General features: G+C 65.4%; 19 protein-coding genes, 1 tRNA gene and 2 pseudogenes. 18 read left to right on the plus strand and 4 right to left on the minus strand.

Going from position 1 to position 24,121, the window contains the following annotated elements:
- Positions 1–8: 8 nt before the first annotated feature.
- From ACVIW0_RS18690 to ACVIW0_RS18725, 8 genes and pseudogenes are all read left to right on the plus strand, one after another.
- A pseudogene (locus ACVIW0_RS18690) lies at positions 9–1,253 on the plus strand (acetamidase/formamidase family protein); the annotation flags it as partial.
- A gap of 22 nt (positions 1,254–1,275) precedes the next feature.
- Positions 1,276–1,659, plus strand: coding sequence for a RidA family protein (locus ACVIW0_RS18695; protein ID WP_461353644.1), 384 nt, complete (start codon positions 1,276–1,278; stop codon positions 1,657–1,659).
- Positions 1,660–2,013: 354 nt separating this feature from the next.
- Positions 2,014–2,088 (plus strand) — tRNA-Asn (locus ACVIW0_RS18700).
- A gap of 136 nt (positions 2,089–2,224) precedes the next feature.
- A complete protein-coding gene (locus ACVIW0_RS18705) occupies positions 2,225–2,404 on the plus strand; it encodes a hypothetical protein (protein WP_461353645.1) in 180 nt (59 codons plus the stop codon).
- Positions 2,405–2,527: 123 nt separating this feature from the next.
- A complete protein-coding gene (locus tag ACVIW0_RS18710; RefSeq protein ID WP_461353646.1) occupies positions 2,528–3,193 on the plus strand; it encodes a protein-L-isoaspartate O-methyltransferase family protein in 666 nt (221 codons plus the stop codon).
- A 214-nt stretch (positions 3,194–3,407) separates the two neighbouring features.
- On the plus strand, positions 3,408–4,790 hold the full coding sequence (locus ACVIW0_RS18715; protein WP_461353647.1) for a TolC family outer membrane protein: 1,383 nt from the start codon (positions 3,408–3,410) through the stop codon (positions 4,788–4,790).
- 334 nt (positions 4,791–5,124) lie between these two features.
- Positions 5,125–5,868, plus strand: a complete 744-nt coding sequence (locus tag ACVIW0_RS18720) for a PopZ family protein (RefSeq protein WP_461353648.1) — start codon at positions 5,125–5,127, stop codon at positions 5,866–5,868.
- A 151-nt stretch (positions 5,869–6,019) separates the two neighbouring features.
- Positions 6,020–8,887, plus strand: coding sequence for a valine--tRNA ligase (locus ACVIW0_RS18725; RefSeq protein ID WP_461353649.1), 2,868 nt, complete (start codon positions 6,020–6,022; stop codon positions 8,885–8,887).
- Between the two features lie 4 nt (positions 8,888–8,891).
- On the opposite strand, the gene ACVIW0_RS18730 is transcribed toward ACVIW0_RS18725, so the two are convergent.
- Entirely contained in the window at positions 8,892–9,497 is a 606-nt protein-coding gene (locus ACVIW0_RS18730) for a DNA-3-methyladenine glycosylase (RefSeq protein ID WP_461353650.1), read from the minus strand.
- 132 nt (positions 9,498–9,629) lie between these two features.
- On the opposite strand from ACVIW0_RS18730, the gene lipA reads away from it, so the two are divergent.
- The 3 genes from lipA (at position 9,630) to ACVIW0_RS18745 (ending at position 11,669) form a co-directional block, all read left to right on the plus strand.
- Entirely contained in the window at positions 9,630–10,589 is a 960-nt protein-coding gene (lipA, locus tag ACVIW0_RS18735) for a lipoyl synthase (RefSeq protein ID WP_461353651.1), read from the plus strand.
- A gap of 68 nt (positions 10,590–10,657) precedes the next feature.
- Positions 10,658–11,197, plus strand: a complete 540-nt coding sequence (locus ACVIW0_RS18740; RefSeq protein ID WP_461353652.1) for a P-loop NTPase family protein — start codon at positions 10,658–10,660, stop codon at positions 11,195–11,197.
- Positions 11,198–11,210: 13 nt separating this feature from the next.
- A complete protein-coding gene (locus ACVIW0_RS18745; protein ID WP_461353653.1) occupies positions 11,211–11,669 on the plus strand; it encodes a type II toxin-antitoxin system RatA family toxin in 459 nt (152 codons plus the stop codon).
- A 313-nt stretch (positions 11,670–11,982) separates the two neighbouring features.
- On the opposite strand, the pseudogene ACVIW0_RS18750 reads toward ACVIW0_RS18745, so the two are convergent.
- From ACVIW0_RS18750 to ACVIW0_RS18760, 3 genes and pseudogenes are all read right to left on the minus strand, one after another.
- Positions 11,983–12,144 (minus strand): annotated as a pseudogene (locus ACVIW0_RS18750) (BA14K family protein); the annotation flags it as partial.
- Positions 12,145–12,176: 32 nt separating this feature from the next.
- A complete protein-coding gene (locus ACVIW0_RS18755) occupies positions 12,177–12,776 on the minus strand; it encodes a CinA family protein (protein WP_461353654.1) in 600 nt (199 codons plus the stop codon).
- A gap of 1 nt (position 12,777) precedes the next feature.
- Complete coding sequence (locus tag ACVIW0_RS18760; protein WP_461353655.1) at positions 12,778–13,974, minus strand: bifunctional 2-C-methyl-D-erythritol 4-phosphate cytidylyltransferase/2-C-methyl-D-erythritol 2,4-cyclodiphosphate synthase; 1,197 nt, start codon at positions 13,972–13,974, stop codon at positions 12,778–12,780.
- A gap of 293 nt (positions 13,975–14,267) precedes the next feature.
- Here ACVIW0_RS18760 and dusB point away from each other — a divergent pair, with 293 nt between their 5' ends.
- From dusB to hflX, 7 genes are all read left to right on the plus strand, one after another.
- Positions 14,268–15,269 carry a tRNA dihydrouridine synthase DusB gene (dusB, locus tag ACVIW0_RS18765; RefSeq protein WP_461357366.1) on the plus strand — a complete coding sequence of 334 codons (1,002 nt, stop codon included), beginning with the start codon at positions 14,268–14,270 and terminating at the stop codon, positions 15,267–15,269.
- Positions 15,266–16,441: a two-component system sensor histidine kinase NtrB gene (locus ACVIW0_RS18770; RefSeq protein ID WP_461353656.1), complete on the plus strand. Its 1,176-nt coding sequence runs from the start codon at positions 15,266–15,268 to the stop codon at positions 16,439–16,441. Before dusB ends, ACVIW0_RS18770 begins: the two co-directional genes overlap by 4 nt.
- Before the next feature lie 12 nt (positions 16,442–16,453).
- On the plus strand, positions 16,454–17,896 hold the full coding sequence (gene ntrC / locus ACVIW0_RS18775; protein WP_461353657.1) for a nitrogen regulation protein NR(I): 1,443 nt from the start codon (positions 16,454–16,456) through the stop codon (positions 17,894–17,896).
- A 175-nt stretch (positions 17,897–18,071) separates the two neighbouring features.
- On the plus strand, positions 18,072–20,576 hold the full coding sequence (locus ACVIW0_RS18780) for an ATP-binding protein (protein WP_461353658.1): 2,505 nt from the start codon (positions 18,072–18,074) through the stop codon (positions 20,574–20,576).
- A gap of 17 nt (positions 20,577–20,593) precedes the next feature.
- On the plus strand, positions 20,594–21,964 hold the full coding sequence (gene ntrX / locus ACVIW0_RS18785; protein WP_456754740.1) for a nitrogen assimilation response regulator NtrX: 1,371 nt from the start codon (positions 20,594–20,596) through the stop codon (positions 21,962–21,964).
- A gap of 361 nt (positions 21,965–22,325) precedes the next feature.
- Complete coding sequence (gene hfq, locus ACVIW0_RS18790) at positions 22,326–22,574, plus strand: RNA chaperone Hfq (protein ID WP_006020546.1); 249 nt, start codon at positions 22,326–22,328, stop codon at positions 22,572–22,574.
- A gap of 11 nt (positions 22,575–22,585) precedes the next feature.
- Positions 22,586–23,980 (plus strand): GTPase HflX, encoded by a 1,395-nt coding sequence (gene hflX, locus ACVIW0_RS18795; RefSeq protein WP_461353659.1) that lies wholly within the window; start codon positions 22,586–22,588, stop codon positions 23,978–23,980.
- Positions 23,981–24,121: the final 141 nt, after the last annotated feature.

Genomic DNA, 24,121 nt, shown 5'->3' on the forward strand with positions numbered 1-24,121 from the left:
CACAGGCTCACCGTCACCTCGCGGTGGAGGCCGAGAAGGTTCACTGGGGCTATTTCAGCCGCACGCTGCCGCCGCAGGCCGAGATCGCATCGGGCGACACCATCACGATCGAGACGCTCTCGCAGCACGCATCCGACGATCCGGAGCGGATGATCTCGGGCGATCCCGGTGCGGAGAGCGTGTTCGGCTGGACCGCGAGACGCAAGAATGTGGATCGTCGTGGCGCCGGCCCGATGGATGCCTCGGTGTTCGGGCGCGGGGCGGGCGAGGGGTTCGGCGTGCACATCTGCACCGGCCCCGTCGCGGTGAAGGATGCCCAGCCCGGCGACGTGCTCGAGGTGCGCATCCTCGACATCGTGCCGCGGCCAAGCCGCCACCCGCAGTTCGAAGGCCGCGTGTTCGGCTCCAGCGTCGCCGCCTGGTGGGGCTATCACTACGGTGAATTTCTCGCCGGTCCGAAGCCGCGCGAGGTCGTCACCATCTACGAGATATGTCCAGACGGCGACGGTTCATCCTACGCCCGGGCGCTTTACTCCTATCGCTGGGAGCCGCAGACCGATCCGTCCGGCGTGGTGCACGCGACCTATGATTATCCCGGTGTCCCGGTCGCGCCCGGCAGCGTCAAGCGTCGCCATGCCGTGCTTGACGGTGTTCGCATTCCGCTGCGGCCGCATTTCGGCGTGATCGCGGTGGCGCCCCGCGAGGTCGATTTCGTCGATTCGGTGCCGCCGTCCTATTTCGGCGGCAATCTCGACAATTGGCGACTAGGCAAGGGCTCGACCGTCTATCTGCCGGTATCGGTGCCAGGCGCGCTGCTGTCGGTCGGCGATCCCCATGCGGCGCAAGGCGACGGCGAGCTCAGCGGCACCGCGATCGAATGCTCGATGACAGGCACGTTCCAGGTGATCCTGCACAAGAAAGGCAGTCACGCCGGACAGCCCTTTGCCGACCTGAGCTATCCCCTGATCGAGACCGCAACCGACTGGGTGCTGACCGGCTTCAGCCATCCGAACTATCTCGCCGAGTTCGGCGCGCAGGGGCAGAGCGAGGTCTACGCCAAGTCGTCGCTCGATCTCGCAATGAAGGATGCCTTCCGCAAGATGCGCCGCTTCCTGATGAGCGTCAAAGGCCTGAGCGAGGACGAAGCGATCGCGCTGATGTCCGCGGCGGTTGACTTCGGCGTGACTCAGGTGGTCGATGGCAATTGGGGCGTGCACGCCATTCTGAGCAAACGGCTGTTCTGCGACGGCTGATCGCGCAAAGCGGAGACCAACAGTGAAATTCCATATGATTGCAGGCGGACCGAAGCCGGTCGCGCCGTTCAGCCATGCCGTCGAGACCGACGGCTTCGTGTTCGTGACCGGTCAGATGCCGGATACGCCGGCGACACCCGGCGTGCTGCCGGATGGAATCGTGGCCCAGACAAAAGCCGTAATGGAGAATCTGCGTGTTGTGCTCGCAGGCCTTGGTCTCGGCCTCGAGCATATCGTGATGTCGCGGGTCTATCTGACGCGTTTCAAGGACGACTATGCCGCGATGAACGAGACATACCGGACGTTCTTCCCGCCGGATCGGCTGCCGGCGCGAACCTGTGTCGGCGTCACCGGGCTTGCCTATGACGCGCTGATCGAAATCGACCTGGTCTGCCGCCGGCCGTAGCGGCCAATGACGTCAACTCAGATCCGTCAGGTAAGGCAGCTTCTCTGCAAACTCAACGGCCTGAGGCTGCGCCACGATCCGACCTTTTTTCATCGTGGAATGAGGCGGGGGCGAGGAGCGCCGAGCCAGAATCGTCGGCGCGGCGCGATGGCCGCGCCGACCGTGCTTCCGGACACGCGGCGGCGCCGACAGGGACAGCCGGGGCCGACCTGCACCGCCCCGAAAAGCCGGCAAACCCTTGTGCCGCAGAGGTTTACCGTTCCCCGCTAAAGTTTGGCCGGAGCCCCATTTGGTTCTTTGCAAGCCCGAAAGGCTTTGTTATACGCTGCCCGCTCGCGAACACTGTTCGCCTATTCCTCGGTAGCTCAGCGGTAGAGCATTCGACTGTTAATCGAATGGTCGCTGGTTCGAATCCAGCCCGGGGAGCCAGTTTTGCTGGCCCCATCAACATCCCACATCGCCAATCACAAGCCCGTGGTCTGTTGCCGGCAGAACCAAATACGTCGTCAAATCGACTCAATAGCCTTCGACACTTCGTCTTGCCGGGTCTTGAGAGGTGATTTTGATGGCCATTAGCCTGATCGACCTGTCGATGCCGCAGCCGACGCTTGTGCCGGACGATGCCCCCTGCATCAGTGATGACGAGTGCGTTCGCCTGCTCGCAAAAGCCGTCGAGGAGCACGATTCCGAGCACCTTGACGAAGTGGCCCGCCTGATCGGCCGGCTGGCGGTCACGATCGAGTAGACGCGCGCCGCGGAGCACGTCCTGGACGCCAACGCCGTGTTGCGTTTTGGCGGAGCCTGTTCCAAAAGATGGCCCTGTTCGAGCTTCTCCAGCGGCAATGCCGCGATTTGCAGGGTCCCGCCAATGACCGGTTTTTCGACCGCGCGCCAGTACATGGTCGATGGTCAGGTGCGTCCGAGCGACGTCACCGATGATCGTATTCTCGAAGCCATGCTGACCGTGCCGCGCGAGGTGTTCGTGCCGGCCGACAAGCAGGCGCTCGCCTATCTCGATCTCGATCTCGATGTCACCGAGGGTGGGGCGACCAGGCGCTGCCTGATCGCGCCGGCGCTGCTGGCCAAGATGTTGCAGGCCGCCGAGATCAAGGCCACCGACCGCGTCCTGGTGGTCGGCTGCGCAACCGGTTATGCGGCCGCCATTGTGGCGCGCTTTGCCGCCGAGGTCAGTGCAACCGAAAGCGATTCGGCGCTGGCCGCAAAAGCGTCCGCCGCGTTCGCCCAACTCGGCATCCAGAATGTGACGGTTAGGACCGCGGCCGCCGCCGATGGCGATGCCACGGGCGCGCCGTTCGACGTCATTGTCCTTAATGGCGCGACCGAGGTTCGTCCCACCGGGCTGTTCGGCCAGCTCAAGGAGGGGGGCCGGCTGGTCGGGGTGTTCGGCCTGAAGCCGCCGCCGCGCGCCACCCTCGTGACGCATTCCCACGGGGATTTCGGCCATCGGGAGCTGTTTGACGCCACGGCCCCCGTGCTGCCGGGGCTCGAGCGGGTTCCCGCCTTCGTCTTCTGACCGCTATCGCGGCGCACCGGCTGATAAAATCCCGTTCCAAATCAGAAGTGTGGCCCGTTTGCCCCACGTGAAGAGTTTCGTCCACGTTCCGTTGCGGGGTAGTTCCGTTGCCCTTAGCTGCGGACTAAGGTGAGGCGGGACTCACTTCGTCTGAAGCGACCGCCGGACCGACTTGCGTGAGGAGACGGCGACTACAATGATTGGATTACCGGGGATGCGTGGGGTGAAGGCTATCGCCGCGGCTGCTACTGCCGTCCTTCTATTGGTGGAGATGGGCCCCGTGCCCGCGCTCGCCGAAACTATCGAATCCGCGCTGGTGCGGTCCTACCAGAACAATCCCCAGCTGAACGCACAACGTGCGTTGGTGCGGTCGACCGACGAAAACGTTCCGCAAGCGCTCTCGGGTTACCGCCCGAGGGTCTCGCTCAATGCGAATGCGGGCGGACAATATACCGATGAGCAATTGGGGCAGGGAACTCCGGCCGTGTTCGGCGTGAGCCGGCAGCGGACCGTTAGCATTACCGCCAACCAGTCGCTGTACAACGCGCAGACCGCGCCCAGGGTGCGGGCCGCCGAAAGCCAGGTGTCGTCGGCGCGCGAAGGCTTGCGTGCGCTCGAGCAGTCCGTGCTTTTGGCCGCGGCCACCATCTACATGGACTATCTTCGTGACGCGGCCATCGTCGAGGTCCAGCGCAGCAATACGCGCGTGCTGGAACAGACGCTGAAGCAGACCCAGGATCGCTTCAATGTCGGCGAAGTGACACGAACCGACGTCGCGCAATCCGAGGCGCAGCTTGCGGCGGGCAGAACCCAGCAGCTGACCGCGGAATCCAACCTGACGACGACCCGTTCGAACTACCGCCGCATCATCGGTGTCGACCCGCAGAATCCCGCGCCGGGCTCGCCGGTCGACCGGTACCTGCCGGCGACGCTGTCGGCCGCCGTCGAGCTCGGCCTGACCCAGAACCCGAACGTCACCGCCGCGATGTTTGGCGTCGACGTCAACTACTTGCAGACCAAGGTTGCCGAGGGCGCGCTACTGCCGTCGGTTGCGCTGCAGGCATCGGTCAGCCAGGGCTACGAAACACAGTTGACCGTGTACCGCCTCTTCAATGCCTCGGTCGGCGTTCAACTGACGCTGCCGATCTATCAGGGCGGTGCGGAATACTCGCTGATCCGGCAGTCCAAGGAATCGCTGGCGCAGCAGCGCCTCGTGCTGGAACAGACAAGGGATCAGGCACGCGCCAACGTCGTCACCGCATGGGGCCAGCTGATCGCCGGCAAGTCGCAGGTGGCGTCGGCGCAGGCGCAGGTCGCCGCGTCCGAGATCGCGCTGAACGGCGTGCGTGAAGAGGCGAAGGCCGGGCAGCGCACCACGCTCGACGTGCTCAACGCGCAGCAGGCGCTGGTCAATGCCCGCAACTCGCTGGTTACCGCGCAGCACGATCGCGTCGTCGCGTCTTACAATGTGCTGAACTACATCGGCCGTCTGTCGCCGCAGGTGCTGGGCCTTGCCACAAGCGTCTACGATCCGAGCGTGCATTACCAGCAGGTTCGTGACAACTGGGCCGGCGTGCGCACGCCCGACGGCCGCTAATACCTTCACATCAGCATCGCTTGTCGCGCCATGTTTGTGGTTCTGAGTTAATCAGGACCACGGACTGGCGCGTTTGCTTGCAATCGATAATTGGCCTGACATACCGTTTTATCGGGCAGCAAGCCGATTCGCGGCGCGCCGGCGTAGCGTGATGACGGGTGCGACGCCACCTGTGATCACGCTGCAGTGGGCGACACGAAGCTTGCACAAAGCCTCGGGCGGGCTTGATCTGGGGACAAGTCGGGCGGGAGCCGTGAAAATCTCCGCCCGCATCATCGGAACCGGCGAATCCTCTCGGGCTTGATGTAAAATAAGTTTCGATGTGGAGTCGGAGATGACGCAACCTGCGAAGGTCCAAGAGCCCTCGATGGAGGAGATCCTGGCGTCGATCCGTCGCATCATTGCTGACGACGAGGCGAAGCCGGGCGCTGCCGAGAAGCCCGCGGCGGCCGCGGCACCGCCGCCGCCGAAGGTCGAGCCACCTCCCGCAGCCAAGCCCGCGATGAAGAGCCCGCCCCCCGCAGCGCCACCGGCCGCGAAGGCCGCCGCGCCCGCGCCGAAATCACCGCCGCCCGCGTCGGCCCCGGCCAGCAACAGTCAAGACGACATCGACTCGCTGCTCGCCAGCCTCGACGAGGCGACGCCCGCGGCCGAGATCCGGTCGTCTCCGCAGCCCGAAGCCCGACCCGAAGCCCAGCCCGAAGCCGACGTGTTCGAGCTCACCGACGACATGGCGCTGCCGGACCCGGCAGCCGCGCCGTCGTTCCGCAAGGTCGAGCCGCAGGACGATGTCGAGTTCACCGAAGCCCGCAGCCGGGCGCAGGAACCTGCTCGGGAGCGGCCTGCAAGCGAGCCCGCGCCGATGCAGCAGATCATCTCCGGAACCACGATGCGGGCGGTCGAATCCGCCTTCAACTCGCTGGCCAACACCGTGCTGAGCAACAATGCTCGGACGCTGGAGGATCTGGTCAAGGAGATGCTGCGGCCGATGCTGAAGTCCTGGCTGGACGACAACCTGCCGGGGCTGGTCGAGCGGATCGTCAAGGCCGAGATCGAGCGGGTCTCCCGCGGGCGGTAGCTCGGCGCGGGACGCCGCGCGGGCCTGGCGGCCTCCATTTCAGCCCCCAAATGCCCAAAACACCCAAAACGCCGTTTTGACGTGCCGGTCCGGTTGACTTGGTGCGCTCCGGCGGCTTTCTAGCCTTTCCCATGGTCCACAGCGCATTGTCATGATCGAGAAAAACTACCAGCCCGCCGATATCGAGCACCGCATGGCCCGGATCTGGGAGGAGAGCGGGGCGTTCAAGGCCGGCCGGCCGGAGCGCAAGGACACCGCGCCTTTCACCATCGTGATCCCGCCGCCGAACGTGACCGGCTCGCTGCATATGGGCCACGCGCTCAACAACACGCTGCAGGACATCCTGTGCCGTTTCGAGAGGATGCGCGGCCGCGACGTGCTGTGGCAGCCCGGCACCGACCATGCCGGGATCGCGACCCAGATGGTGGTCGAGCGTCAGCTGATGGAACGCCAGGAGCCGGGGCGGCGCGACATGGGCCGCGCCAAATTCCTCGAGCGGGTCTGGCAATGGAAGGCCGAGAGCGGCGGCACCATCGTCAACCAGCTGAAGCGCCTCGGCGCCTCCTGCGACTGGTCGCGCGAGCGTTTCACCATGGACGAGGGCCTGTCGCGCGCCGTCGTCAAGGTGTTCGTCGAGCTGCACCGGCAGGGCCTGATCTACAAGGACAAGCGCCTGGTCAATTGGGACCCGAAGCTGCTCACCGCGATCTCCGATCTCGAAGTGCAGCAGGTCGAGGTCAAGGGCCATCTCTGGTACCTGCGTTATCCGATCGAGGGCCGGACTTTCAGCCCCGAGGATCCGAAATCGTTCATCGTGGTCGCGACGACGCGGCCCGAGACGATGCTGGGCGACACCGCGGTCGCGGTGCATCCGGATGACGAGCGTTACACCGATCTGGTCGGCAAGCACGTCATCCTGCCCTTGGTCGGCCGCAAGATTCCGATCGTCGCCGATGACTATTCCGATCCGGAAAAGGGCTCCGGCGCGGTCAAGGTGACACCGGCGCACGACTTCAACGATTTCGAGATCGGCAAGCGCCACGGCCTGCCGCAGATCAGCGTGCTCGACCAGGAAGGCTGCCTCAGCCTCTCTGGCAACGAGGACTATCTGCGCGGCCTGCCGATGGGCGCGGACGAATTCGCCGCCGAGTTTGACAAGATCGAACGCTTCACCGCGCGCAAGAAGATCGTGGCGCGGCTGGAGGAGTTCGGCTTCCTCGAGCGGATCGAGCCCAACACCCACATGGTGCCGCATGGCGACCGCTCCGGCGTCGTGATCGAGCCCTATCTGACCGACCAATGGTATGTCGACGCCCACACGCTGGCGCAGCCGGCGATGGCGGCGGTGCGTTCGGGCGAGACGACCTTCGTGCCGAAGAACTGGGAAAAGACCTATTTCGAGTGGATGGAGAACATCCAGCCCTGGTGCATCTCGCGCCAGCTGTGGTGGGGCCATCAGATCCCGGCCTGGTACGGGCCGGACGGCAAGGTGTTCGTCGCCGAGACCGAGGAAGAGGCGGTCGGCAACGCGCTCGGCTATTACGTCGAGCAGGAAGTCATCACGCCGGAGCAGGGCCATGAGATGGCCACCGATCCCGCCAAGCGCGAGGGTTTCATCACACGCGACGAGGACGTGCTCGACACCTGGTTCTCTTCGGCGCTATGGCCGTTCTCGACGCTGGGCTGGCCGGACGATACGCCGGAGGTCGCGCGCTACTACCCGACCAACACGCTGGTGACGGGCTTCGACATCATCTTCTTCTGGGTCGCCCGCATGATGATGATGGGCCTGCATTTCATGAAGCAGGCGCCGTTCTCGACCGTCTACATCCACCGCCTCGTCCGCGACGAGAAGGGCGCCAAGATGTCGAAGTCGAAGGGCAACGTCATCGATCCGCTCGGCGTGATCGACGAGTACGGCGCCGACGCGCTGCGCTTCGCGCTGACCCGCGAGGCGGCGCAGGGCCATGACATCCGCCTGTCGCCGCATCTGGTCGAGACCAACCGCAATTTCGCGACCAAGTTCTGGAACGCCTGCCGTTTCGCCGAGATGAACGAATGCGTGAAGCCGGACGGCTTCGATCCGAAGGGCGCGAAGGAGACGCTTAACCGCTGGATTGCGCACGAGACCTCGCGCGTCACCCGCGAGGTGACCGAGACGATCGAGGACCATCGCTTCAACGACGCCGCCGGGGCGATCTACCGCTTCGTCTGGAACGTGTTCTGCGACTGGTATCTGGAGCTCGCCAAGCCGGTGCTGATGGGCGAGGAAGGCGCAGCCAAGGCCGAGACCCGCGCCATGATCGCCTGGACCCGCGACGAGATCCTCAAGCTGCTGCATCCGTTCATGCCATTCATTACCGAAGAGCTGTGGGCCGTGACGGCAAAGCGCGACGGCCTCCTTGTGCTGGCGTCCTGGCCGCGCAAGTCCGGCGTGACCGGCGAACAGCTGGCGGCGATCGCCATCGCCGGTCCGGCGGTCGATCCGGTCATTCCGTCGGTCATTGCTGCGCTCGACGCCGATGAGTTCAGCGATCCTGCAGCCGAGGCCGAGATCGGCTGGGTGGTCGATCTCGTCACCGCAATGAGGTCGGTAAAGGCGGAGATGAACATCCCGCCGTCGACGCTGACGCCGCTGGTGATCGTGACGACGTCCGAGGAAGCGCGCGACCGCGCCCTCCGCTGGAACGACACCATCAAGCGCCTCGCGCGCTTGTCGGACATCTCCTTCGCCGACACCGCACCGGAAGGCGCCATGCAGTTGCTGGTGCGCGGCGAAGTGGTCGCATTGCCATTGAAGGGCGTGATCGATCTTGCGGCCGAACGGGCGCGGCTGGAGAAGGAGCTTGGCAAGGCCGATGCCGACATCAAGCGGGTCGACGCAAAGCTCTCCAACGACAAGTTCGTCGCCAACGCGCCGGAAGAGCTGGTCGAGGAAGAGAAGGAAAAGCGCGCCGCAGCTCAGGAGCGCCGGACCAAGATCATCGAGGCGATCGAGCGGCTGAAGAAGGCGTCATAGCCGCTCAAAATCGCTTGCTGAGGAATTTTGATCCGTTCAGCCCATAGCGCCAGGGCAGCTCGACGGCCTTGGTGATGCCGATCCGGATGCCGGTGACGATGTCGGGCGTCTCCAGCCGCGCATGCAGCGCGATCGGCGGGCGATCGAGCGGCAATTCGCTGTGTGCGATGGTGATGCCGAGTGCCTCGCAGAGCTTGCCGGGACCTGAGCACAGCGCGCGCTCGTCCTCCAGCCCGCGCCGCCTTCGCATCGCGGCGAGCCCATGGGTCGGCTCGAGCGCGCGGATCAGCACGGCGCTGGCCGAGCCCGGCTCCTCGCAGACGAAATTGACGCACCAATGGATGCCGTAGGAACGGTAGACGTAGGAGAAGCCCGGCGGGCCGAACATCACCTGGTTTCGCGGGGTCGGGCCGTTGAACGAGTGCGCGGCCGGTTCGGTGTGATGGTAGGCCTCGACCTCGGTGATGATGCCGCCGACGCCGCCGACCAGGAAGGTCGCACCGATCAGGTCGGGCGCGACCTCGAGCACGTTGCGATCGAAGAAGGAGCGCTTCAGCGCCTTGCCGAGGCGCGGCGCGGTCGCACGGGGGGAGCGGGGTTTTTGAGCCATTTTGAAGTGGGAATCGGCGTGGAACAGGCCGCAAGACTGCCAATATATGGGCTGATCTGCTAGGGTCCCGGCGCGGGTTGCGAGCCGCATCAACACCGATTAGCTATGGTTTCTCGCGACTTGCAGGCACCTATGGTCACCATCGTCGATACCATCTCCACCACTCAGCTCCGCCCGCGGCACCCCGAAAAGGTGAACCGGCCGGATGCCGTGTCGCCGCCGAAGCCGGACTGGATCCGGGTTCGCGCGCCGAACACGCGCGGCTATGCGGATACCCGCAAGATCGTGAAGGAGAACGGCCTCGTCACGGTGTGCGAGGAGGCGGGCTGCCCCAATATCGGTGAGTGCTGGGACAAGAAGCACGCCACCTTCATGATCATGGGCGACACCTGCACCCGCGCCTGTGCGTTCTGCAACGTCAAGACCGGCATGCCCGGCGCGCTCGATGCCGATGAGCCCGAACACGTCGCCCTGGCGGTCTCCAAGCTGGGACTGGCCCATGTCGTCATCACCTCGGTCGATCGCGACGATCTCGTTGACGGCGGCGCCGAGCATTTTGCGCAAGTCATCCGCGCCATCCGCGCGCGCTGCCCGACCACCACGATCGAGATCCTGACGCCGGACTTCCTGCGCAAGGACGGCGCGCTCGAGCGCGTGGTCGCAGCCAAGCCCGACGTCTTCAACCACAATCTGGAGACCGTGCCGTCGCATTATCTGACGGTCCGTCCCGGCGCCCGCTACTTCCATTCGATCCGGCTGCTGCAGCGGGTCAAGGAGATTGACCCGACCATCTTCACCAAATCGGGCATCATGGTCGGTCTCGGCGAAGAGCGGCACGAGGTGCTGCAGGTGATGGACGATCTGCGCTCGGCCGAGGTCGACTTCCTGACCATCGGTCAGTACCTGCAACCGACCCGCAAGCATCACGCCGTGATGCGCTACGTGACGCCGGACGAGTTCGCCGGCTACGAGCGGGTCGCCTATACCAAGGGTTTTCTGATGGTGTCGGCGAGTCCGCTGACGCGCTCGTCGCATCATGCCGGCGAGGATTTTGCCAAACTGCAGGCGGCGCGCACGGCCCGCAGCCGCTAGATTTTGTAAACGGCGGTGAGCCGGCGCCGTCACGCGCCGTTGCTTGATCGAGCCTTTGGACGGGACCAATGCAGCGCGTTCTGGTGATGGGATCGTCGGGATCCGGCAAGTCGACATTTGCGCGGCGGCTGTCCGTCATGAGGGGCATCCCGACGGTTTCGATCGACGCGCTGTTCTGGAAACCGGGCTGGGTCGAGTCCGACAAGAACGAATTCGAGCATCGCATGATCGCAGCCGCGCGCGAGCCGCGCTGGATCATGGATGGCAACTATATGAAGAGTGGCGCAGGTGAGCTGCGCCGCGAGCTCTCCGACACGATCATCTGGTTCGACCTGCCGCGATCGGCCTGCATGCTGGGTATCTTCAGGCGCATCGCCGGCAGCTATGGCCAGGTCCGCCCCGAGATGGCCGAAGGCTGCCCGGAGAAGATCGATCTGGAATTCTTCCGCTACGTCTGGACCTATCGCCAGCAGCAGCGGCCGAAGCTGCTCGAATATTTCAACGGACTGCGCCCCGATCAATCGCTGGTCTGCTTCACCGATCGGGCGCAGGCGGACCATTATCTGGAGAGCATCGCACGCCAGCAAGACCGTGCGAGTATTCACTGATGCCAAGACTCTGATGCCAAGATTCTCAAGCAAGCGGCGGGTTCGCCACACCGCGTCTCAAATGTTCGATCTGGTCGCCGACGTCGAGCGCTATCCGGAATTCGTGCCGCTGTGCCAGGCGCTCAAGGTCCGCCAGCGCACGCCGAAGGACGACGGCACCGAAATCGTGGTGGCCGACATGACGGTCTCCTTCAAGCTGGTCAAGGAAACCTTCACCAGCAAGGTCACGCTCGACCGGCCCAATCTGAAGATCCTGGTCGAATATCTGCGCGGGCCGTTCAGCAATCTGGAGAATCGCTGGAGCTTCGAGCCGAAGTCGGAGACCGAATGCGATGTCGGCTTCTTCCTGAATTACGAATTCAAGAGCCGGATGCTGGCGATGCTGATGGGCTCGATGTTCGACGCCGCATTCGCACGCTTCGCCGCGGCGTTCGAGAAGCGCGCCGACCAGATCCACGGCAAGCCGGCCTAGCGAAGGTCCTGTGTAGCCTGTCTCCGCAGGCGCGCACTGCCAAAACATCGAAAACAACCCCATGCAAAGGAGCCGGCCGCACGTATTCGATCCGGCAACTCGACATGTCGGACAAATCGGCGGTATTATTTTACTAATTAGACAGGCGCGCTGACTCCGCCCGATGGGACGTGGCGGTTGCCTGCCGTCATTGCGGGGCAATAGCGACGAAGCAATCCAGGTCTCCCCGCGAGGTGAGATGGATTGCTTCGCGGAGCCTGTCATCGGCGCGCGTTCGCGCGACCCGTTGGCTCGCAATGACGGAAGGCTGGCGTCACGGGCAGGAACGGCGCACGCCGCCGGAGGCGATGTAGGTGCGGGACGCCGGGTCGTAGGTGCGGAAACGCTGCGAGCAGTAGGCGTCGTTGTTGGCCATGGCCTGGCTCGCCGCGATGGCGCCGCCGATGATCGCACCGGCCGCAAGCCCGCCGATGATCTGTGCCCTGGCGCGGTTCGACTCTCGTCGGCCTATCCGCGCGGCGGGCGTCGGCGTTTCGCGGCGTGACTGCGCGGCGAACGGGCGACCCGCGGCCGCAACCGGCTGGCGGCCTCGCGGCGCGGCTTGGCGGCCTGCGGAGGACGCGCAAGCTCCATCAGCATGCGCAGCGCTTCGACCACGGAGCGTTGCCGCACCGTGCTGCGGCCGACCGCGCCGAAGCGCTGCTCGCGGTGCAGGATGCGGCCATCGCGCGCGGCGACGGCGAAATGCACCAGGCCGACCGGCTTGCCCGGCGTCGCGCCGCCGGGGCCCGCAATCCCCGTGATCGAAACCGCAAGGTCGACGCCGGCCTTTTCCAGCGCGCCGATCGCCATCGCGGTCGCGGTTTCCTTGCTCACCGCGCCGAAGGTCTCGAGCGTGGCGGCCTTGACGCCGAGCATCACCCGCTTGGCCTCGTTCGAATAGGTGACAAAGCCCCGATCGATCACGTCGGAGGAGCCGGGGATATCGGTGAGCGCACCAGCGACCAGGCCGCCGGTGCAGGATTCAGCGGTCGCGATGGTCAGCTTGCGCATCCGGCACAGGTCGAGCAGCGAGCGGGAGAGGGCACGAGCGTCGCTGCCGCCCATGTCAGGCACTCCAGCTCTTGTCGTCCCAGGGAAGACGGATCGTCGCGCTCGCAGTCGCCGCGATGCCTTCCTCGCGGCCGGTGAAGCCGAGCCGCTCGCTGGTGGTCGCCTTGACCGCCACACGCGAGATGTGGACGCCGGAGATCTCCGCGATCCTGTCGCGCATGGCGTCGCGCAGCGGACCGACCTTCGGCCGCTCGCAGATCATCGTCACTTCGAGATTGGCGATCCGTCCGCCACGCGCGATGACGCGCTCGACGGCGTATTTCAGGAACTGGTCGGAGGACGCGCCCTTCCACTTGGCGTCGCTCGGCGGGAAATGCGAACCGATGTCGCCGTCGGCCAGCGCGCCCAGGATGGCGTCGACCAGCGCATGCAGCCCGACATCGCCGTCGGAATGAGCCAGGAAGCCGCGCGTATGCGGCACCCGCACGCCGCAGAGCATGACATGGTCGCCGTCGCCAAAGGCGTGCACGTCGTAGCCGGTGCCGGTCCTGATGTCGCCGAGCTGGCTTGCGAGCCGCGCTTCCTCGCGCACGAAATCTTCGGGGGTGGTCAGTTTCATGTTGGCAGGATCACCTTCAAACGTCGCAACCGTCAATCCCGCCCATTCAGCAAGCGCCGCATCGTCGGTGAAATCGGAGCGCGCCTCGCGCGCAGCACGACGATGCGCCTCCAATATTACGTCGAAACGAAAAGCCTGCGGCGTCTGCGCGATCCGCAGCCGCGCGCGCTCCGGCGTCGCCTCGACGTCGCCGGCAGCGCCGGTGAGCTTGACGGTATCGGTGACGGGAATCACCGGGATCGCGGCACCGGTCCGGCCGGCGGCGGCGATCGCGCGCGAGATCACGGCTGCGGTGACGAAGGGCCGCGCGGCATCGTGGATCAGAACGATGTCGGGCTTCTCGGCGGCAAGCGCCTCCAGCCCGGCATGCACCGAAGCCTGCCGGGTCGCGCCGCCTGGCGTCGGTGGTTGATGGCGCAGGCCAGCGACCGCTTCATCGAACAGCGCAGAGTCGTCGGGATTGACCACCGGCTGCACCGCAAAGACATCAGGATGTCCGGAGAACGCCTCCATGGCGCGGTAGATCACCGTTTGGCCGCCGATCGTCCGGTATTGCTTCGGACCGCCTGCGCCGGCGCGCAGCCCACGGCCGGCTGCGACGAGGATGGCTGCGGTACGCTCAGGCTTCGGCATTTTGAACCAATGACAGGCGAATCGGGGATGAGGGGGCGGCGGGGATCGCCGCGCGCACAGCCCTTAGCATGACCGCTGCGCAAAAACAGAGCGTTTGCGACGACTGTGGGAAAAGCAGATTTTGTTGCAGTGCACTTGCGTCGGTGGTAGGAATGTCTAAACCGTAGGCATGAGCCTTGACTGCACAAGAATTGTGCGCAGAATGGGCCGCGTCAGCTGCAATGGCGTTGCTGACCAAACGACAAAACGACGAGACGGCTGTGACCGGCGTGCAAAGTACCCCTCATAACCCGTTGAAGATAGGCGATATTGGTGTCGCCAACCGGGTTCTTCTCGCGCCCATGTCAGGGATCACCGACGCGCCCTTCCGGCGACTCGCGGCCACTTTGGGAGCGGGTCTTGTGGTCTCCGAGATGACCGCCAGCGATGATCTGGTGAACGGCAAGCCGATGTCGAAGCTGCGTTGCGAGGCCGCCGGGATCGGGCCGCATGTGGTTCAGCTGGCCGGCTGCGAGACCCGCTGGATGGCGGAGGGCGCACGGATCGCCGAAGGCGCCGGCGCCGACATCATCGACATCAACATGGGCTGCCCGGCGCGGCATGTGACCGGTGGCCAGTCCGGCTCGGCCCTGATGCGCGACCTCGACCATGCGGCGACGCTGATCGACGCGACGATTGCCGCGGTCAAGGTGCCGGTGACGCTGAAGATGCGGCTCGGCTGGGACGACCGCTCGCTCAACGCGCCCGAACTGGCGCGGCGCGCCGAGGCATCGGGCGTGCAGATGATCACCGTGCATGGCCGCACCCGCTGCCAGTTCTACAAGGGTGAGGCGAACTGGACTGCGGTGCGCGCGGTCAAGGACGCCGTCACGATCCCGGTCGTGGTCAACGGCGACATCACCTCGTTCGACAAGGCTATCGGCGCGCTGGAGAAGTCGGGTGCCGACGCCGTGATGATCGGCCGCGGCGCGCAGGGCCAACCCTGGCTGCCCGGTCAGATCGGCCGCCGCCTGGAGACCGGGATCGCCGAGGCTGCGCCGTCGCTCGCCGAGCAGCTCAAGCATGTTCGCGCGCTCTACGACGAGGTGTGCAACCACTACGGCCTGCGCGTCGGCCTCAAGCATGCGCGCAAGCATCTCGGCTGGGCGCTGGAGACGGCTGCCGCCTATAGCTGCGCGCCGGCGGCGACCTTGAAGACCTGGCGGCAGGCCATCCTGACTTCGGAAGAGCCGTCCAGCGTGCATCGCTCACTCGAAGACGCCTACGACGATTTTGCCTGGAGTGCTGCCGCATGACGTCAGCCATGGAATTTCGCCGCCCCGTGCCGACCGACGGCGAGGCCATCCTCAACGCGCTGCCCAATCCGGTGCTGCTGGTCGCGCCCGACGGACGGATCGTCGATGCCAACATCGCCGCCGAATCCTTCTTCGAGATCTCGACCCAGTTCCTGCGCCGGCAGTCGCTGAAGGAGCTGGTGCCGTTCGGCAGCCCGCTGCTGGCGCTGATCGAGCAGGTGCGGGCCAGCGGCTCGCCGGTCAACGAGTACAAGGTCGATCTCGGCACGCCGCGGATCGGCGGCGATCGCCAGGTCGACCTGCACGTCGCGCCGCTGACCGAGCGGCCCGGGCACATCGTGGTGATGCTGCAGGAGCGCACCATCGCCGACAAGATGGACCGCCAGCTCACCCATCGCAGCGCGGCGCGCTCGGTGATCGCGCTGGCCGCGATGCTCGCCCATGAGATCAAGAATCCACTGTCGGGTATCCGCGGCGCCGCGCAGCTCCTGGAGCACCAGGCATCCTCCGAGGACCGGCTGCTGACGCGATTGATCTGCGACGAGGCGGACCGCATCGTCACGCTGGTCGACCGCATGGAGGTGTTCGGCGACGACCGCCCGGTGGCGCGCGGCCCGGTCAACATCCATTCCGTGCTCGATCATGTGAAGCGGCTGGCGCAATCCGGCTTCGCTCGCAACGTGCGTTTCATCGAGGACTACGATCCGTCGCTGCCGCCGGTGCTCGCCAACCAGGACCAGCTGATCCAGGTGTTCCTCAATCTGGTGAAGAATGCCGCCGAAGCGGTCGCCGATCTCGGCACCGATGCCGAGATCCAGCTCACCACCGCGTTCCGGCCGGGCGTTCGGCTGTCGGTGCCCGGCAAGAAATCGCGGGTCTCGCTGCCGCTCGAATTCTGCGTCAAGGACAACGGCTCGGGCGTGCCGGAAGACCTGCTGCCGAACCTGTTCGACCCCTTCGTCACCACCAAGCAGACCGGCAGCGGGCTCGGCCTCGCGCTGGTCGCCAAGATCGTCGGCGATCACGGCGGCATCATCGAATGCGAGTCGCAGCCGCGCAAAACCACTTTCCGCGTGCTGATGCCGATGTACAGCGCTGCCAAGCAACACGACCATAGCAACCGCGATGACGTTCCGGGTACGTCCTCGCCTGCCTCTCAGGACGCACGATGAGGAACAACAACAATGCCTGCAGGTAGCATACTTGTCGCTGACGACGACACTGCCATCCGGACCGTCCTGAACCAGGCGCTGTCGCGCGCCGGCTACGAGGTTCGCCTGACCGGCAACGCCGCCACGCTGTGGCGCTGGGTCAGCCAGGGCGAGGGCGATCTCGTGATCACCGACGTGGTGATGCCGGATGAGAACGCGTTCGATCTGCTGCCGCGGATCAAGAAGATGCGGCCCAATTTGCCTGTCATCGTGATGAGCGCGCAGAACACCTTCATGACCGCGATCCGCGCCTCCGAGCGCGGCGCCTATGAATATCTGCCGAAGCCGTTCGACCTGAAGGAGCTGATCACCATCGTCGGCCGTGCGCTGGCCGAACCGAAAGAGCGGGTCTCGAGCTCCGCCGACGACGGCGAGTTCGATTCGATCCCGCTGGTCGGCCGCTCGCCGGCGATGCAGGAAATCTACCGCGTGCTGGCGCGGCTGATGCAGACCGATCTCACCGTGATGATCTCGGGCGAATCTGGCACCGGCAAGGAATTGGTCGCCCGCGCGCTGCACGATTACGGCCGGCGCCGCAACGGCCCGTTCGTCGCGGTCAACATGGCGGCGATCCCGCGCGACCTCATTGAGTCAGAACTGTTCGGCCATGAGCGCGGCGCCTTCACCGGCGCCAACACCCGCGCCTCCGGCCGCTTCGAGCAGGCCGAGGGCGGCACGCTGTTCCTCGACGAGATCGGCGACATGCCGATGGAGGCGCAGACCCGGCTGCTGCGCGTGCTGCAGCAGGGCGAATACACCACCGTCGGCGGCCGCACCCCGATCAAGACCGATGTCCGCATCGTCGCGGCCTCCAACAAGGACCTGCGGATCCTGATCCAGCAGGGCCTGTTCCGCGAAGACCTGTTCTTCCGTCTCAACGTGGTGCCGTTGCGGCTGCCGCCCTTGCGCGAGCGCATCGAGGATCTGCCGGACCTGATCCGGCACTTCTTCTCGCTCGCCGAGAAGGACGGCCTGCCGCCGAAGAAGCTCGACGCCCAGGCGCTGGAGCGGCTCAAGCAGCACCGCTGGCCGGGCAACGTCCGCGAGCTGGAAAACCTCGCCCGGCGGCTCGCCGCGCTGTATCCGCAGGACGTCATTACGTCATCGGTCATCGATGGCGAGCTGGCGCCGCCGGCGGTCACCTCCGGCAGCACGGCAACCGTCGGCGTCGACAATCTCGGCGGCGCGGTCGAGGCCTATCTGTCCTCGCACTTCTCCGGGTTCCCGAACGGCGTGCCGCCGCCGGGCCTCTACCACCGCATCCTCAAGGAGATCGAGATCCCGCTGTTGACCGCCGCGCTGGCGGCGACCCGCGGCAACCAAATCCGGGCCGCCGATTTGCTCGGATTGAACCGCAACACGCTGCGGAAGAAGATCCGCGACCTCGATATCCAGGTCTACCGGAGCGGCGGGTAGGCTTAAGGACGGGCGGCAGCGCCGCTACCGTTATTGAGTAGTCACAAATGGTGTTGAGGACACCGCGCCGCACTGTCGGTTTGCGCCGCGGAAATGTCGCAATTCGGCAACATTGTGATATGATTGCATCAGTTCGCAATTCCCGCGGGCGATCGCACTCAGCTCAATTGCCGGTATGACCAGCGCAGAGACCACCGCTTCAACGTTACACGCGTCATCGGCCGGACCCAATGCAGAGGCAGCGGCGGAGGCGCGTGGCTTCCCCTTGCGGCGCTGGTTGGCGCCGTTCGCCATCGCTCTCGCGCTGCTGTCCGGCTTCCTCACCTTCGTGGTGCTGACCAACTTGACCCCGATCGAGCCGACGCCCGAGGTGGTCCGCTCGTTCCTGATGATCAATGCCGGCACCATCCTGCTGCTGGTCGGGATCATCGTCCGGGAAGTCTGGCAGATGGTGCAGGCGAGGCGGCGCGGCCGGGCGGCGGCGCGGCTGCATGTGCAGATCGTCGGCCTGTTCTCGGTGATCGCGGTCTTGCCCGCCGTGCTGGTCTCGATCGTGGCCAACGTCACCATCGAGCGCGGCCTCGACCGGCTGTTCTCGGGTCCCACCAAGGAGGTGATCCAGAATTCGCTGACCATTGCCAGCGCCTACATGCAGGAGCATGCGCAGCTGATCCGCGGCGACATCCTGGGGATGGCCAACGACATCTCCCGTGCGCGGCTGACCCCGCTCTACGACCAGGACCGCCTCTCGTTCCGCGAGTTCCTGACCGCAGCCGCTGCCGCGCGCAACCTGCCGGTCGTGGTGCTGATGGACAAGGACGGCCACATCCTGGAGAGCGCCGAGACCGGGATCAACCTGAGCTACGCGCTGCCGCCGCCGGATTTTCTTAGCAAGGTCAACGATACCGATCCCGAGATCTCGGTATTCCCGGAGAGCTATGTCGCCTCCGTGGTTCGCCTCAAGACCTTTGACGACACCTTCCTCTACGTGGCGCGGCTGCTTGATCCGGCCGTGGTTGCCCAGCTCAAGCAGACCCAGACCAGCGCCGCCGAATATGCCCAGCTCGAGACCCGACGGCTCGGCATCCAGGTCGCGTTCGCGCTGATGTTCGCGGTGATCGCGCTGACCATCCTGATGGCCTCAGTGCTGATCGGGCTGAACTTCGCCAACGGCCTGGTGTCGCCGATCCGCCAGCTGATGGGCGCGGCGAGCGAGGTCTCGACCGGCAATCTCAACGTCCAGGTGCCCGTCAACAAATCGGCGAGCGACCTCGCACTGCTCGGCGAAACCTTCAACAAGATGACGCAGGAGCTGCGCACCCAGCGCAACGAGCTGGTCGATGCCTCCGAGACCATCGACAGCCGCCGCCGCTTCATCGAAGCGGTGCTGTCGTCGGCGAGCGCCGGCATCATCGGTGTCGACGCCTCAGGCAGCGTCGGCATCCTCAATCGCTCGGCGGAGAAGCTGATCGGGCATGCCGAATCGGAGACGCTCGGCCATCCGCTGTCGGACGTGCTGCCCGAGCTCGACGAGATGATGAAGACCGCGCGCGAGGGCACGCAGCGGCTGGTGCAGGGGCAGGTGACGATCCTGCGTGACGGCAGCGAGCGCAATCTGTCGGTTCGGGTGTCGGCCGAGCAGACCAGCCAGTCGCGCGACAGCTACATCATCACGCTCGACGACATCACCGAACTGGTCTCGGCGCAGCGCACCTCGGCCTGGGGCGACGTTGCGCGCCGCATCGCCCACGAGATCAAGAACCCGCTGACCCCGATCCAGCTCTCGGCCGAGCGCATCCGCCGCAAATTCGGCAAGACCATCACCGAAGCGAAGGACAAGTCGATCTTCGAGCAGTGCACCGACACCATCGTGCGCCAGGTCGACGACATCAGGCGCATGGTCGACGAGTTCTCGCGCTTTGCGCGGATGCCGAAGCCCGTGATGGAAGGCGAGGACGTCGCCGACGTGGTGCGTCAGGCGGTGTTCCTGATGAAGGTTGCGCATCCCGATCTCGACATCGAGGCCGACATCAAGCAGTCGCCGCTGCCGGCGCAGTTCGACCGCCGGCTGATCTCGCAGGCGCTGACCAACATCATCAAGAACGCCACCGAGGCGATCGAGCAGGTCCCGCCGGAAGAGCTCGGCAAGGGCCGCATCGACGTCGTGGCGCAGCGCGAGGGTAACGACATCCTGATCGACGTCGTCGACAACGGCATCGGCCTGCCCAAGGTCGCGCGGGCGCGCCTGCTGGAGCCCTATGTCACGACGCGGGCGAAGGGCACTGGCCTCGGACTTGCGATCGTCGGCCGTGTCCTCGAGGACCATGGCGGCCGCATCGAGCTCAAGGATGCCTCCGATTTCCGCGAGGGCCAACGCGGTGCCTGGATGCGGCTGCGCTTTTCCGTCACCGGCCAGCCGGCCAAGCCGGAGACGAAGGCCGAGAGCAAGGACCAGAAACCGGACGCAAAACCGCACCAGATCGATCCCGACAGTGAAAAAAATCCGCCGCAAGAGCCGACCAACGGCCCGGCACAGGCGACCAACAATGAACCAAAAATCCAAGAACCAACCGAAGAACCAACTCAAGAACGCGATAATCCAGAACGAAATAATCAAGAGCCAAATGCGCAACAGCCAGAAATCCAAATGCCAAAATTCAAAGCCGCGACGCGCGACTGACAAGACAGGTGTAACCCATGGCCAGTGACATTCTGATTGTCGACGACGAAGCTGACATTCGCGACCTCGTTGCGGGCATCCTGGACGATGAGGGGTTTTCCACGCGCACCGCGCGCGACAGCGATTCGGCACTGGCCGAGATCGCCAACCGCCGCCCGAACCTGGTGTTCCTCGACATCTGGCTGCAGGGCTCCAAGCTCGACGGCCTGCAGCTGCTCGAGCAGATCAAGAAGGACAATGCCGATCTGCCGGTCGTGATGATCTCCGGCCACGGCAACATCGAGACCGCAGTCGCCGCGATCAAGCGCGGCGCCTATGACTTCATCGAGAAGCCGTTCAAGTCGGACCGGCTGATCCTGGTCGCAACCCGGGCGCTGGAGACCTCGCGGCTGAAGCGCGAGGTGAAGGAGCTCAAGCAGCTCGCACCCGCCGCGAGCGTGCTGACCGGCCGCTCGGCCTGCATGAACCAGCTGCGCCAGACCATCGACCGCGCCGCCAAGGCCAACAGCCGCATCCTGATCGTCGGGCCGTCCGGCGCCGGCAAGGAGCTCGCCGCGCGGACGCTGCACCACGCCTCCGGACGCGCCGAGGGGCCGTTCGTGGTGATCAATGCCGCCGCGATCACGCCGGAGCGCATGGAGATCGAGCTGTTCGGCATCGAAGGCGCCAATGGCGAGCAACAACGCAAGGCCGGCGCGCTCGAGGAAGCGCATGGCGGCACGCTTTTCATTGACGAGATCGCGGACATGCCGCGCGAGACCCAGAACAAGATCCTGCGCGTGCTGGTCGATCAGACCTTCCAGCGCCAAGGCGGCACCAGCAAGGTGCATGTCGACGTTCGCATCATCTCCTCGACCGCGCGCAATCTGGAGGAGGAGATCGCTGCGGGCCGCTTCCGCGAGGATCTCTATCATCGCCTCTCGGTGGTTCCGATCCGGGTGCCGCCGCTGTCGGAGCGCCGCGAGGACATCCCCGAGCTGATCGACTATTTCATGGACCAGATTTCGGCGGCGACCGGCCTGCCGAAGCGGCAGATCGGACAGGACGCGATGGCCGTGCTGCAGTCGCATGTCTGGCCCGGCAATGTCCGCCAGCTCCGCAACAACGTCGAGCGCGTGATGATCCTGGCGGGCGGTGGCCCCGAGGCGATCATCACCGCCGACATGCTGCCGCAGGACGTCGGCTCGATGGTGCCGGCGATGCCGACCTCCAACAATGGCGAGCACATTATGGGCCTGCCGCTGCGCGAGGCGCGCGAGGTGTTCGAGCGCGACTACCTGATCGCCCAGATCAGCCGCTTCTCCGGCAACATCTCGCGTACCGCGGAGTTCGTCGGCATGGAGCGCTCGGCGCTGCATCGCAAGCTGAAGGCGCTCGGGGTCGGCTGACTCCGAAGCGCCTGACGGCCGACGGCTGGCTGTCGGTGAGGGCGACGCCCCGGCGATGCCGCCGGGGATACTGGGCGCTGCTGGGGGGCCGGGCGGGGCGAGTGCGGAGCCGGTACAACCGGCGATTTATCCACTCTCCACGAGAATATTCGTCTCTTTCCTCGCCATTTCTTAGAATTGCCACCGTGTTCCTACCGACTGCACCGCGAACCGGCTTGCCTAAAAACCGCGCGTGGCCTCTAATCCTACCGCTACGCCTGCCAGAGGGGGATCTCAGGGCAGGCGGGCAGCCGGAGGAGGCTCCGTCAGAGGGCCAGAACCGGTTCAATAAAAAGAAGCACAAGCTTGCGGGACAAAAACAATGGCGGCAGACCGCGCACAAAATCTACAAGACACCTTCCTGAATCACGTTCGTAAAACCAAGACGCCACTGACGATATTTCTTGTCAACGGAGTAAAGCTGCAAGGCATTGTCACATGGTTCGACAATTTCTGCTTGCTGCTGCGGCGCGACGGTCACTCGCAGCTGGTCTACAAGCACGCGATCTCGACCATCATGCCCGGCGCTCCGATTCAGCTGTTCGAAGGTGGTGAGGACGCACCGGCTTGAGAGTGAACTGATTGGAACCCTTCAATCGTGAAGGGGGCGCCGACCGGACCAAATCCAGGGCCGGGTCGGCGGGGAACGGCAGTAGCGGGCGGGTGATCGTCATCGGCCCGTACATGCGCATGCGCCGCGGCGACGGCGATGCGCAAACGGAGGCGTCTGTCCGCGACTATGAAGCGCGGATCGAGGAGGCCGCCGGCCTTGCCGCGGCGATCGAGCTCAGCGTGGTCGACTCCGTCGTCGCGCCGATCAGCCAGATCCGGCCTGCGACCTATCTCGGCAAGGGCAAGGTCGAGGAGATCAACGGCCTCGTCGCCAGCAATGAGGTCGAGCTCGTGGTGATGGATTGCGCGCTGTCGCCGATCCAGCAGCGCAACCTCGAGAAGGCCTGGAGCGCCAAGGTGCTCGACCGCACCGGCCTGATCCTGGAAATCTTCGGCCGCCGCGCCAAGACGAAGGAGGGCGCGCTGCAGGTCGAACTCGCCCATCTCAATTACCAGCGCAGCCGCCTGGTGCGGTCGTGGACCCACCTCGAGCGCCAGCGCGGCGGCTTCGGCTTCATGGGCGGCCCCGGCGAAACCCAGATCGAGGCCGACCGCCGCCTGATCAGCGAGCGCATCACCAAGCTCGAGGGCGAACTGAAGAAGGTGCAGGCGACGCGGCGGCTGCATCGCGCCGGGCGTCAGCGCGTGCCGTACCGCGTGGTGGCGCTGGTCGGCTACACCAATGCCGGCAAGTCGACGCTGTTCAACCGCCTGACCCGATCCGACGTGCAGGCCGCCGATATGCTGTTTGCGACGCTGGACCCGACGCTGCGCGCACTCAACCTGCCGCATGGCGGCAAGGCGATGCTGTCGGACACGGTCGGCTTCATCTCCAATCTGCCGACCCAGCTGGTGGCCGCATTCCGCGCCACGCTGGAGGAGGTGCTGGAAGCCGACATCATCCTGCATGTCCGCGACATCTCGCATGAAGACGCGGAAGCGCAGGAACGCGACGTCGGGGGCGTGTTGCGCCAGCTCGGCATCGATCCCGACGCCGACGGTGGCCAGCGCGTCATCGAGGTCTGGAACAAGATCGATCGCTTCGATCCGGAGGAGCGGGACAATCTGCGCAACATCGCCGCGCGCCGGCCGCCGGAGCGGCCCTGCTTCCTGGTTTCGGCCGCAACAGGCGAGGGGATCGATGCGCTGTTGACGGCGATCGAGGATCGCCTCGCGGCCAAGCGCACGACCTTGCAGCTGTCGATCGACGCCTCCGACGGGGCCGGCATCAGCTGGCTGCATCGCAATGCCGAGGTCCTGAACAAGGAGCTCAACGGCGAGCGCTTCGACATGACGGTGCGCGTCGACGAGACCAAGCGCGACATCGTCGTGAGCCGGTTCGCCGCGGTGCCCCACGAGGCCTAGAGCGGGCACACGTTCGCAATTTCCCGAAATGTGACGGCGCCGTGACGCGGCCTTGCTCCGGGCCGCCTGCGACGTGCCGCCGCACTTTCTGTTTGAAATCTGCGCGGCCTTGGTTCATTGCGCTGCGGGACGCAAAGCCGA

It is taken from the genome of Bradyrhizobium sp. USDA 4454, from assembly GCF_054822705.1.